We start from the raw sequence: 11,897 nt of genomic DNA, 5'->3' as shown, positions 1-11,897 counted from the left end.
CATTTATTTTTTTGATTACACAAGCACCCCTGTAGTGCCTCCTTTTGAAAGTGAGATATCAACCGGAGAATTGCTTTTCCAATGTCCCCTGGTAAAATCGGGGACTTTAATAGAGGTAGATTGATTGGCAACCGACCAAACAGACAATGGTGAAATTGAAGACCAAAGTGCAGCATCGTATACATCTTGATCAAGCGGCAATCCATTTCGCAAACAATCTATGGTTCTCCAATCCATAAAGAAATCCATTCCGCCATGCCCTCCTACTTGTTTCGCTACCTCACCTATTTTCTTCACAATTGCAGGCTTGTATTTTTCTTCCAATTCTTTGACTTCGTTTTCGGTCATCCATTCATGTGACGTTGCATAACGACCAGGCTCGGGATACTTCAATGCCACAGCCTTTGTACCACTTACCAATTGAATACGCGTGTAAGGACGTGGCGAAGAAACATCAAATTGAACCATTAAGGTCTTTCCCTTTTTGGTTTTAATTGTACTGGTATTCATGTTTCCATTGTAGGATTTCCCTTCAAATGGCTTATAAAACGAGTCCTTTGAAGCCAAGCTCTTTGCCATTGGACCTAACACAAAATCATTGGAGGATACAGAAACCAGAAAATCCATGGCATCGCCTCTATTGATATTCATCACTTGGCATAAAGGGCCGAGTCCGTGCGTTGGATACAAATTGCCTTTTCGTTGAAAGGCTTCTTTCAGCTCCCACATTTGATAAAAATGCTCTTTTGAGAACATGTATTCTGTTAGATTGTGTATATAAGAGCCCTCGCAATGAATGATATCACCAAAAAAACCTTGACGTGCCATGTTCAAAGTGGTCATTTCAAAAAAATCATAACAACAGTTCTCCACCATCATGCAGTGCTTTTGCGTACGCTCTGAAGTGAGCACTAAACTCCACAACTCCTCCAGCGATTTACCCGCAGGTACTTCTACACATACGTGTTTATTGTGTTCCATTGAAAAAACGGCGATAGGCGTATGCAGGGCCCATGGTGTTAATATATAGATCAAGTCTAGATCTTTACGTTCGCATAATTTCTTCCAGGCTTCCGGATCTGTATGGTACAGATCGGGTTTGTGACCCAATGGAGTAACCAGGTCTTTGGCTAGTTTTAATCGTTCTGGACGAAGGTCACAGAGTGCTTTAATTTCGACCCCTTCAATTTTACTCATTCTCGCTACGGCATCAAATCCTCGGTTGCCCACGCCTACAACACCTAACCGTACTTTTTCCAATTTTGGAGCTGCGTAGCCACTCATGTTAAAAATTGGAGCAGGATTTCTTTGCGCTTGTTCTTTTATTTGATCCAATGCATCCTCATCGCTGGCAAATGCAGCGAACATTCCGGCAGTTAATCCCATTCCAGTGAGTCCGGATTTTTTTAAAAACGATCTTCTTGAATTACTCATACATCTTTTATTAAGCGGTCACTCGAACTAATATTTAAACGGTTTTCCACCAACCATCACTTCTTGTGTACGTTCATCGAAAGTTGCTTTTTGGCCTGTATGCACTGAAGCATTCACCATTATATTAGCGATAGAATGATAATAGCCAACTTCTACCGGTGCATTGGTTTGCCTTCTACTTCTAATACATTCCATCCAATTTCTTACATGCGCAGAAGTATATTCGTCGCCACCTGCCATTGCACTCACTTCTATTTTTGCAGAGCTGTCTACTAAATCTTCCTCAGGTAGTAAGAAAGGCTTCATATCCATTTCTTTTGCAAAAGCGGCTGTAAGGCCACCTCTCGGCGATATTTTATTGGTGTTTAAATTCAATTCCCCCCCTTGAGAATAGTAAATTTCTGTGGTAATTTCATCTCCATTTCCCATACGTGAAGAGAACACTACTTGAAATCCACCTTTACCATCAGAAGGTCCGTAATCGAATACTGCGGTTGTAGTATCCCAATTTGTTCTTCCATCATTCCAATTATAAATTCCCCCATTTGCGATAACAGATCTTGGATGATTGAATCCACTGTACCAATGTACCGTATCAATTTGATGACTCATCCATTGACCGGGCTGACCGGAAGAATAGGGCCAGAACAATCGATACTCTAAATATTTACGTGGGTCGAAATTTACATAAGGACGATTGAGCAAGAAACGTTTCCAGTCTAAATCTTCCTGCTTACACTTGGCAACTAAAGCAGGTCGTCGCCATCTGCCCGGCTGATTAACATTCCAATTCAATTCCACCATATTGATGGCGCCAAATTTTCCCGATTTTATGTATCGTTCTGCAGCAATATAATTTTTACCGCTTCTTCGCTGCGAACCAATTTGAATTACTCGATCCGATGCTTTTACTGTTTTCAGTGCCAGCCGTGCGTCTTCCATGGTTTCTGCAAATGGTTTTTCACAATACACATCGCAGCCCGCATGAACGGCTTCAACTGTATGAAGAGCATGCTGAAAATCGGGGGTACTAATAAATACAGCATCTACCAATTTAGTAGAATACAACTCATCGTTATTTCGATAGCCTGTAATAGGTGTATTAAATTTTGACTTCAAGAACGCTACCCCTTCCTCGCGCCGCAACTTCCAAAGGTCCGATACTCCTACTATCTCAAAATTTAAGTCTTTACAATGCTGCATGAAGCTCGGTAAATGAGCATACCTAAACCGGTCTGAATAGCCTACTACGCCAACTCGAACGCGATCATTCGCTCCAAGGATGCGACGATAGCTTGAGGCGTTAAGCGACCATGCACCAGCCCAAGTTGCGGCGGCTGTCATTGCTGTATTTCTTACAAATTTTCTTCTTGAAGTAGTCATATCATTGTGTTCAATCGTTAAGTACGCTTTCAATTTCAGCTTTATTCACTACTTACCATGCCCGTTTATCAAATTCACCACAGGAATGTTTGAAGGAAATGATTGCTTCTTCAAATCCGTAGTGTACAATTGAATGTTCTTGAACCAAACCCTCAAACCGGCTTCTTCTTTTTTATGTACAGCGTGAACTTGCAAGCCAATAAAGCCTTGACGATCCAAACTATCAATTACAATTGCAACCGGTACATTATTCACCCATGTTTTGGTCTCATTACCTATGCACTCAATTTTAATATGATTGTAAACTCCCACTTTGAATGCTTTTTTGGCGGCAGGATTCCGTTCCAAAGAATAAAGCCACTCCCTTCTATCTTCATCGTAAATGCCCCCTGTCCACGAACGCCCCGAAGGGTCGATCTCACATTGCCTCCCGTATACTTTATTCACATGAGCCACACCGCCGAAATGGCTGCGTGTTTGAATTCCTGAATTGCTCAAATTGCTTTCTATCTTAACCTCCAATTCTAAAATAAAATCTGCATATTCCTTTTCCGTTACAAGAAATGAATTGGCCGTGTCAACAACAGATGTGCCCACAATTGCTCCATCTTCCACTTTAAACTGAGCGCTGCCTACTATTTGCTTCCAGCCTTTCAAGGTCTTACCATCAAATAGTGCTTTTGGTTTGTTGCTGGCTGTATTCCACGATAGCATCACAGCACTCAAAAAAATCAATGACACTATTCCGGAGGTAAGAAACAGTTTTTTCATATAGCCGTACGTTATCTGGTTGGTATTGGTCAAATCTACCAACCAATAAAATGCAGTTTTTTCATAAATCCGCTGAATTTGTGTACTTTTTTAACATAATAGAAAAAGCCTTAAACCATAAAGGTTAAAAAAGGAAAGAAGCGCTACCTATTCAATCAGATCGCTCGCAACAAAGTTGATACCTGTTCTACTTCCATTATCATTAAAGTTTCTCGCATGAAATTCAATGATGGCAACAGTTTCCTGGCGTTAGTAGCTGTTTCATTCACTCAGTACTTTACTTATGAAAAAGAGGTTTTCTAACTTGTGTTCAAATCATAGAAACAAATGCATTCTACTGAACAAACCATAAGCTAGAGCAAGTATAAAAAGAATATAAAAGTGGAGAATTTAGTCACATTTCGTTTATCAATATCACAATAGATTTGTGTATTGACTTCAATTCAAGTAAATTATTGCTGCACCACCCATTCAACCACCAATTCAATAAAATGAAACGAGCAAAGTTTGCCATTTTACTACTGCTTTTTTTACCTCAAATGAACACCTGGGCCCAGTCTTCCGACAGCCTCCAATGGTGGAATCCGGCTAGAACTCCTGCTTATACACCCGAGGGGCAGGCCTGGCCTAATGAAAGTAAAAACTTCTATGCTCGATTGCCGGAGCGCATGCAATCGATTACTAATTCGGATGTATACTTTTTAGGGCAACAAAATGCCGGAATCATTCTAAATTTCAGCACCAATGCTCCTTCAATTAAAATACAGTACACCGTAAAAGATCAATTACAATTTCCTCATATGCCTGCGATGGGTGTGAGCGGAATAGATCTATATGAAATTGCCTTAAACGGAGCATGGACAAGGGTTGTAGCGAAATACAGCTTTGCTGATACGATTCAATTTAATTTTACCAATCTAAATGAAGGCAAGGCAATAAAAAAGTACAAGCTTTATTTGCCACTTTACAATAGCATCCAATGGTTGCAAATTGGAATTCCTAAGTCATATTCGTTGTTACCACATATGAATACAGCAAGCAATCCAATTGTTGTATTTGGTACATCCATTGCACAAGGAGCCTGTGCCAGCAGAGCAGGCATGGCATGGACTGCCATACTCGGCAGAAAATTGGGCAAAGAAATCATTAATCTTGGCTTTTCAGGAAATGGCAAACTTGAACCGGAGATCATTGAATTGATGGCGGAAAAAGACGCTGCGCTCTACATTTTAGACTGCATGCCAAATTTAGCGGCAGTCAAAAACGAAGAACTTAAAGCTAAAATCTTCAAAGCAGTAAAGCTTCTGAAGCTCAAGAAACCCCATACTCCGATTCTTTTGGTAGATCATTTAGGATTTGGAGACGAAACTTCAAATGCCGCAAACCATATCACTCAAAAACGGATCAATTCAGTATTGCATCAAACGTTTAAAATGCTACAACAACAAGGAATTACCCACCTCTATTTACTCACAAAAAAAGGCCTCAATTTAACCGAAGATTCCATTGTTGATCAAATTCATCCAAATGATTTGGGTATGATGCATTATGCAATAGCGTATCAAAAAATCATAACCGCCATACTTCATAAAAAATAGCCGTTTGTACTTTATCTACGAAAAGATCGATTTGAAGATATGCTGCCTCCATTGTTCATTATAGAAGTCAACACTGTATTTACTCCAATATTCCAACATATTTAAAATGGAATAAAGGTGAAGATTGCCTATCTTATGGAGAAAGAATACTCAATGTTCGTTCAAACATTCTTATTTAAAAACAAGAACAATCGTTCGCCTTAAAATTCATAAAAGCTTAACGGGAGCGGGTTCTATGATGAAGCGACTTTTGAATAAATTATCTAATCATCGATATTTCTCCCGCTATTCACTACAGTAAAATCGGCGAAAAAATCACATGTTAAAAAAGTATACACTTTCAGAGGATTATTACACTATTCCATTTAGGTCATTCAATATTTTTATCTAGTGAAAATATCATAGACACTGTTCGATGGTATTTTTGAAGCTAGTATTAAAACAACTATAAATCGATGAATCTTCTTTTCCCAATAAACGGTGATATACTGCATGTACTCGATGGTACCATCACAAATGAAGGGCTGCAAGTGTTTGCAAAAATAGCGGCAGACCCAAGCGACCAAATCACTGTAAACGGACAATCAGCGGATCAGAAAGATGGCATCTTCACGGCGCCGTTGTTGCTTACCAACTATCATAATACGGTAACAGTAAAAAACCATAGAACCGGTGAAGAAGCAACTGTCAATGTATATTGGTCGAAAAAATTTGCAGGCGGCTATCGATTATCCATCGATGATAATATACGCTTCTTACAAGACATCGCACAAAATGCCAATGTTTACAATTCCATTTTTGAAAACCCTTTCTTAAACGGGCTTTTAAACATTCACAAACGATATGGAACTAAAGTGCATTTGAACTTGTTCTACCAATCGGTAGATGCAGCCTTCACTTTATCAGCATTTCCGGATATGTTCAAAGAGGAATGGCAACGTAATTCCAATTGGTTGCGCTTGAGCTTCCATGCTTACAAAGAATTTCCTGATGCCCCTTACAAGAACGCTTCTTTCCAAACCGTAAAAGATGATTGTGATCTCGTAATGGGTGAAATCAAACGTTTTGCCGGCCACCAACTAATGGGACCGGTAACTACGGTGCATTGGGGAGAGGTTACCATCGAAGGTTCGAGAGCACTTCGCGCAGCTGGATATAAAGGACAATTGGGCTATTTCAATGTAGACGATGACCTACCTCCGGTTTCATATTACCTCGATGTTGAAAAACGTCGACACATGAAGAAACGCTTCATCTGGAAAGATGAAGCCGAAGACATCATTTTCATTCGCAGCAGTATTGTATTAGACCGTAAAGAGAATCATGAAATTGTCCCCTTTCTCGATGCATACCGGGAAGCAGGAACACCGCCACCTTATGCCGATTTCCTGATCCATGAACAATATTTCTATCCTGATTATGCAGCTTATCAACCCGACTATTTCGAAAGAATTGAAACAGCGGTTAAATGGGCTACAGATCATCATTACAAACCGGCATTTTTAGATGAAAGTATTTTCAGCTAAGCAGTCTTATGTAGTGACCTAAAAGAATCAAAACTATGCTGTTTAACGGCAACACTTATAAAGCACTGAATGAAGCGCGCAACAAAGTTGTGGTAATTCCTATTGGTGCCACCGAACAACATGGCCCTCATCTTGCAACAGGTACAGACACCATCATTGTAACGCATATCGCAAAGGCAGTTGAAAAAGTCTTATCTGAACATATAGTTCTTGCTCCTTCACTCCCCTATGGCTCTAGTGATCATCACCTTTCTTTTGGAGGAACAATAAGTATTACTGCAGACCTATACACGCAGGTCTTGGTAAACCTTGTAAGTTCTTTAGTTGATTCAGGGTTTACAAGAATCGTTCTTTTGAACGGTCATGGTGGAAATATTACACCGGCGAAACAAGCATTGGCATTGTTAAGCAAGAAATACGATACCAGTCATCGTCCAAACATTGCGTTGGTTACCTATTGGGAACTGGGTGGGAAGGCTTTTGCAGGAGAGGCACCGATGGAAAGCCCTGCGTTGAGCCACGCATGCGAATACGAAACCAGCATGATGTTATTTGTGCAACCCGGTTCCGTTTTCATGAATGAAGTACAAAGAGCAGATAGACCTGAACAAAACGGATACATCCCTTGGGAGGACGATATATCTTATAAAGGAGTTACCCTATTCAAGCAAACTGCTTTCATTTCAAGCAATGGCAGCAGTGGAGAACCTCAGCTAGGAACAGCCGAAAAAGGGCAGTTTTTAATAGACAAAGCAATTGAAGCCACTATTGCATTTTTATCCTCCTTTAAAAACTGGCCGTTCAACGAACCACTAAGCAAATAACATGAAAAAAGAAATCAAACATCCCGATAAAAGATCACATACAGGCTCGTACTCAGCCGGGGTATTAGCCGGAAACATGCTATTCATAAGTGGGCAGGGGCCTATTGACCTCGCAACCGGAACTGTTATCACCGGAACCATAGAAGAAGAAACCTTGCTTACGCTTTCGCATGTAAAAAAAATAGTGGAGGCTGCCGGAGGCACAATCGACGATATTGTAAAATGCACTGTTCACCTTGAAGACATCAATTTATTCGACCGTTACGACAAAGCTTACGCATCTTTCTTTAACGGAATACTTCCAGCTAGAACCACCGTTCAATCGGTGTTAGCCGATGGAATAAAAGTAGAAATTGATGCGATTGCTGTTTTGAAAAAATAAGAACTATCAGAACAAATGAGTACTAAACAAAAAATAGGAACAGTTGGACTTGGATTAATGGGATGCAGTATTGCCACTTGTATATTAGCTGCCGGTCACCCAGTTACCGCCCTCACCAACCATATAGAGAAAGCCGCAGAAGCTAAAAAGCGTATCGAGGAATTTTTAGAGCAGTTGCTAGAAGAGGGAATTCTAAAAGAATCTGTAGTAACTGTATTGAGTAGATTAACCATTACTGATAAAGTAGCAGATCTAAAAGATCATGGAATCGTTATTGAGTCAATCATAGAAAACATCACAGAAAAGAAGAAAGTATACCAAGATCTGGAAACTGTATTAAGCCCCGATGCCATTATTGGAAGTAATACATCAGCCATTCCGGTAAGCTTTTTACAAGATGGATTGAAACATCCCGAAAGAATGTTTGGCATTCATTGGGCTGAACCTGCGCACATTACCCGTTTCATGGAAGTTATTTGTGGAGAGCGTTCAAATCTGATGTTGGCCGAAAAAATAGTAGCACTTGCTGAAACATGGGGCAAAGAACCTTCGCTTCTGAGAAAAGATATCAGAGGATTTATCACCAATAGAATCATGTACGCAATGCTTAGAGAAGCCTTCTACCTGGTTGAAAACGGCTATGCTACAATGGCCGATGTAGATCGATCCTTGCGCAACGACTTGGGCTATTGGATCACTTTCGCAGGACCTTTCCGCTTCATGGACCTAACAGGCATTCCGGCTTATATGGCTGTAATGAAAGACTTAAATCCGGAACTCTGCAATAGCTCTGATATCCCAAAAACGATGAGCAATTTAGTAGAAAGCGGTGCAAAAGGCGTGGCCAATGCAAAAGGTTTCTACCCTTATTCTGAAGAATCCGCTCAAAAATGGGAAGAGCTCTTTGTACAATTCAGTTTCGATATCCGAAAGTTGGCAGAAAAATACCCTCAAAACATTGGAGACCTATGAGTACTCACATCAAACATATTGAAGCCATTGAAGTAGTGGTTCCTGCTCGTCCGGGAAGTTTGAACTCAAGTGATGTGCATGACAAAGACAGTGCATTCGCCAAGAAATTCTTAACCGGTGAAAGTTGGACGGAATTTGCAAATCAACCTAAATGGATTATTAGAATCACGCTAGAAAACGGTGTTCAGGGAATTGGGGAAACTTATCGCTCTGCCAGTGCTGAAACAATTAAAGAAGCCATTCAAACATTATCGGGAAAAGACATTTTAAAACTCAACTGGAGAAGATTACCAATTGATGACCAACGCATTTACGAATCCTTTGAAACCGCAATCCTTGATATCGTTGGAAAATTATTGAATGTTCCTATTCACCAATTATTGGGTGGGGCCTATCGAGATCGTGTAGACTGCAATGGCTGGACGGGAAGAAGAAACCCCGAAGACGCGGCCCAAAAGGCTTACGAAGCTATGTTAAAGGGCCATAAGATTTTCAAATTCAAATGCTCTGACGAAGACCCGGTTCGACTATGGACCAAAGCCATTCGAGAAAAATGTGGTACCGGCATTCGCATCATACTCGACCCCAACCAACGTTGGACCGATGTTGAAACTACTCTCAGGTTAATGGAAGGTGTTGACCCCGAAGTAATGTACGGATTGGAAGATCCAATTCTACACGAAGACCTTCGGGGATTTAAAACCTTGAAAGCAACTCTTAACGTACCCTTGTTTCGCCATATTTCACTACCATATACGCAAGATATTCGAGACATCATTGCCTTTGTAAAAGAAGATGCGGTAGACGGGTACAATTTTAATGGATCGGCCTTCAATTCGGTACTACTGGCAGAGATTGCTTATTTGGAAGGAAAATCTTGTTGGAGAGGATCAGAAGTAGATTTAGGAATTTCAGAAGCCATGGGCGTTCATATTGCCGCCGCAAGCATCAATTGTACAATTCCATCAGATTTATTTGGAGAACTGGTACGTGTAAACGATTTAATAGTTAAACCGCTCGAATTTATTAACGATGCTATCATGGTTCCTCAACTACCCGGCTTGGGTGTAACACTTGATACGCAGGCATTGGAACAATTTAAAACCGGAACCATCATCACCAGCTAAATGCCATTATGAATAAAAGAATACTAGCCTGGATAATGTTGTTTAGTTGCAATCTCATGTGGGCATTGCAATTCACAAGCATCAAATTAACGCAAGCTCAAGTAGGCCCATACATGACTGTTTGGGGGCCTATGTTGTTATCACTGTTTTTGTTGGCTCCTTTTGTTGTTAAAGACTTTAAACAAAACAATCGTACTCTTAAAGATATCTTAGCCTTTCTCCCATTAGCAGCTTTAGGTGCCTTCCCTTCACAAGTATTGATGACCATCGGTACTCGAATGTCCTTAGCTAGTAATGCAGCGATCTTGGTATTGATCTTACCCGTTTTAACGGCTGTATTGGCTTTCATACTCTTGAAAGAAAAAATGACTAAAATTCGTTGGATCTGCTTTGGCATCTCAATCATAGGAGTAGTGCTCTGTTCAACTAATGACATCAAACAAATGAACTTAGGTTCAGAGTTTGCACTGGGAAATTTAATCATCATTCTTGCCCTAATTGGGAACGCCTATTATAATGTAGGTTGCAAGAAAATTGCAGTTAAGTTTACCGGAATGGAAATGGTGTTCTATACTTATTTGTTTGTAGTGATACTGCTAACACCTTTTGTAGCGTATTATGAAAACGATACGCTTAAAAATATTGGATCCTTCACCACAGAAACCTGGATTGGAATGGGCTCACTCACCCTTTTCCAGAATTTCTTGTCGATGGTACTTTTCTTTATTGCACTGAAAAACTTAGAAGCTACCGAAGTTGCCCTATCTAATTACCTCATAACGTTTTTTGGATTGCCTATTGCCGCTATCTGGCTACATGAAAAACTAGGCTCGCAAGCTATCATTGGAGGTATATTGGTTCTAGCAAGCATGCTTTTATTAACCATTGTAGAAAATAAAAAGAAACCAGCATAGCATTTGAATAAAATAAAATAAGAAATATGAATTTACAAGACGAGTTGTTAACAGGAGTGATTCCCATTATCCCCACTCCTTTCACTGAAAATGAAGAAATAGATGAAGAAGCTTTAAGACGATTGGTTGATTTTGCCTGCACTTGCGGTATTCAAGCTGCCTGCCTTCCCGCCTATGCAAGTGAATTCTATAAACTTACCGATGAAGAGAAATTGCAAGTTGTTAAAATAGCGGTAGACCAAGCAAAAGGAAGAATTAAAATTGTTGCCCAATCGAACCATCCCTCGTTAAAATCAGCGATCCGATTAGCACAGGCCAATGTTCGAAATGGCGCCGACATCATTTCTCTTGCTGTTCCCAGAATATTCAGCTTACCCGAAGAATCTATAATGGAATATCTATCGGGGTTCTTCTCCTCCATTCCTGAAACGCCTGTTTTGATTCAAGACTTTAATCCCGGCGGCGCTTCGCTAAGCCCTTCATTAATAAAGAAGCTAATGGACAAACATCCCAACTTCAAATACTTGAAACTGGAAGAGCCATTGTGTGCGCCTAAATTTGAAGAAATCATCAAACTCACAGGTGGCAAAATAGGCCTATTTGAAGGATGGGGTGGTTTGTATATGTTGGAACTTACACCACTCGGAATTGCAGGTGTAATGCCGGGTTTGGGAGTTGCAGATATTTTGCAACGGGTGTTTGAATTAAGAAAAAACAATGAACACGATAAGGCATTCACTTTATTTGAAAGAGTAATGCCACAGATATTTTTCTCCTTGCAAAATATGGAACTGTTCCACTATGCCGAAAAAGAATTATTAATGGCCCGAGGCATCCTCAAAAACAGTGTTGCACGTAAAGCAAGTTATAATCCCGACCCATCTTCTAAAAGCTACATCGCTGAACTGAACAAACGAGTGGTGGCGCTTGCCAAGGAATTATAATCTTTTTGACTTTAAGAAATAT

At 40.2% G+C, this 11,897-nt stretch carries 11 protein-coding genes; 8 read left to right on the top strand and 3 right to left on the bottom strand.

The genetic code is table 11. The features are described from left to right. Nucleotides 1-15 precede the first annotated feature (15 nt). Genes ACQ2HE_RS10970 through ACQ2HE_RS10960 form a run of 3 tightly spaced genes read right to left on the bottom strand, consistent with a single transcriptional unit; the run spans nt 16 to nt 3,588 of the window. Entirely contained in the window at nt 16-1,434 is a 1,419-nt protein-coding gene (locus ACQ2HE_RS10970; RefSeq protein WP_430899553.1) for a Gfo/Idh/MocA family protein, read from the bottom strand. Nucleotides 1,435-1,461: 27 nt separating this feature from the next. Beyond that, complete coding sequence (locus tag ACQ2HE_RS10965; protein WP_430899555.1) at nt 1,462-2,817, bottom strand: Gfo/Idh/MocA family protein; 1,356 nt, start codon at nt 2,815-2,817, stop codon at nt 1,462-1,464. 48 nt (nt 2,818-2,865) lie between these two features. Beyond that, nucleotides 2,866-3,588, bottom strand: coding sequence for a 3-keto-disaccharide hydrolase (locus ACQ2HE_RS10960; RefSeq protein ID WP_430899557.1), 723 nt, complete (start codon nt 3,586-3,588; stop codon nt 2,866-2,868). Between the two features lie 491 nt (nt 3,589-4,079). On the opposite strand from ACQ2HE_RS10960, the gene ACQ2HE_RS10955 reads away from it, so the two are divergent. From ACQ2HE_RS10955 to ACQ2HE_RS10920, 8 genes are all read left to right on the top strand, one after another. Next, complete coding sequence (locus ACQ2HE_RS10955; RefSeq protein WP_430899559.1) at nt 4,080-5,186, top strand: SGNH/GDSL hydrolase family protein; 1,107 nt, start codon at nt 4,080-4,082, stop codon at nt 5,184-5,186. A gap of 455 nt (nt 5,187-5,641) precedes the next feature. Next, on the top strand, nt 5,642-6,712 hold the full coding sequence (locus ACQ2HE_RS10950) for a hypothetical protein (RefSeq protein ID WP_430899561.1): 1,071 nt from the start codon (nt 5,642-5,644) through the stop codon (nt 6,710-6,712). Between the two features lie 35 nt (nt 6,713-6,747). Beyond that, nucleotides 6,748-7,536, top strand: coding sequence for a creatininase family protein (locus tag ACQ2HE_RS10945; RefSeq protein WP_430899563.1), 789 nt, complete (start codon nt 6,748-6,750; stop codon nt 7,534-7,536). Between the two features lies 1 nt (nt 7,537). After that, on the top strand, nt 7,538-7,918 hold the full coding sequence (locus ACQ2HE_RS10940) for a RidA family protein (RefSeq protein ID WP_430899565.1): 381 nt from the start codon (nt 7,538-7,540) through the stop codon (nt 7,916-7,918). A gap of 15 nt (nt 7,919-7,933) precedes the next feature. Continuing rightward, a complete protein-coding gene (locus tag ACQ2HE_RS10935) occupies nt 7,934-8,890 on the top strand; it encodes a 3-hydroxyacyl-CoA dehydrogenase family protein (protein WP_430899567.1) in 957 nt (318 codons plus the stop codon). Beyond that, nucleotides 8,887-10,017: a mandelate racemase/muconate lactonizing enzyme family protein gene (locus ACQ2HE_RS10930; RefSeq protein ID WP_430899569.1), complete on the top strand. Its 1,131-nt coding sequence runs from the start codon at nt 8,887-8,889 to the stop codon at nt 10,015-10,017. Before ACQ2HE_RS10935 ends, ACQ2HE_RS10930 begins: the two co-directional genes overlap by 4 nt. An 8-nt stretch (nt 10,018-10,025) precedes the next feature. After that, nucleotides 10,026-10,931: a DMT family transporter gene (locus ACQ2HE_RS10925; RefSeq protein ID WP_430899571.1), complete on the top strand. Its 906-nt coding sequence runs from the start codon at nt 10,026-10,028 to the stop codon at nt 10,929-10,931. 26 nt (nt 10,932-10,957) lie between these two features. Next, on the top strand, nt 10,958-11,875 hold the full coding sequence (locus tag ACQ2HE_RS10920) for a dihydrodipicolinate synthase family protein (RefSeq protein WP_430899573.1): 918 nt from the start codon (nt 10,958-10,960) through the stop codon (nt 11,873-11,875). Nucleotides 11,876-11,897 lie beyond the last annotated feature (22 nt).

It is taken from the genome of Endoryza foliicola, from assembly GCF_050589245.1.
GTDB lineage: Bacteria > Bacteroidota > Bacteroidia > Chitinophagales > Chitinophagaceae > Endoryza > Endoryza foliicola.
Note: the sequence above shows the minus strand (reverse complement) of the source record. Positions and strands in the feature narration are given on the sequence as shown.

What these genes read in the sequence shown, in the direction of transcription:
- ACQ2HE_RS10950 (WP_430899561.1), top strand. Translation starts at nt 5,642, where the DNA reads ATGAATCTTCTTTTCCCAATAAACGGTGATATACTGCATGTACTCGAT.
- ACQ2HE_RS10960 (WP_430899557.1), bottom strand. Translation starts at nt 3,588, where the DNA reads ATGAAAAAACTGTTTCTTACCTCCGGAATAGTGTCATTGATTTTTTTG.
- ACQ2HE_RS10935 (WP_430899567.1), top strand. Translation starts at nt 7,934, where the DNA reads ATGAGTACTAAACAAAAAATAGGAACAGTTGGACTTGGATTAATGGGA.
- ACQ2HE_RS10930 (WP_430899569.1), top strand. Translation starts at nt 8,887, where the DNA reads ATGAGTACTCACATCAAACATATTGAAGCCATTGAAGTAGTGGTTCCT.
- ACQ2HE_RS10920 (WP_430899573.1), top strand. Translation starts at nt 10,958, where the DNA reads ATGAATTTACAAGACGAGTTGTTAACAGGAGTGATTCCCATTATCCCC.
- ACQ2HE_RS10965 (WP_430899555.1), bottom strand. Translation starts at nt 2,817, where the DNA reads ATGACTACTTCAAGAAGAAAATTTGTAAGAAATACAGCAATGACAGCC.
- ACQ2HE_RS10940 (WP_430899565.1), top strand. Translation starts at nt 7,538, where the DNA reads ATGAAAAAAGAAATCAAACATCCCGATAAAAGATCACATACAGGCTCG.
- ACQ2HE_RS10955 (WP_430899559.1), top strand. Translation starts at nt 4,080, where the DNA reads ATGAAACGAGCAAAGTTTGCCATTTTACTACTGCTTTTTTTACCTCAA.
- ACQ2HE_RS10925 (WP_430899571.1), top strand. Translation starts at nt 10,026, where the DNA reads ATGAATAAAAGAATACTAGCCTGGATAATGTTGTTTAGTTGCAATCTC.
- ACQ2HE_RS10945 (WP_430899563.1), top strand. Translation starts at nt 6,748, where the DNA reads ATGCTGTTTAACGGCAACACTTATAAAGCACTGAATGAAGCGCGCAAC.
- ACQ2HE_RS10970 (WP_430899553.1), bottom strand. Translation starts at nt 1,434, where the DNA reads ATGAGTAATTCAAGAAGATCGTTTTTAAAAAAATCCGGACTCACTGGA.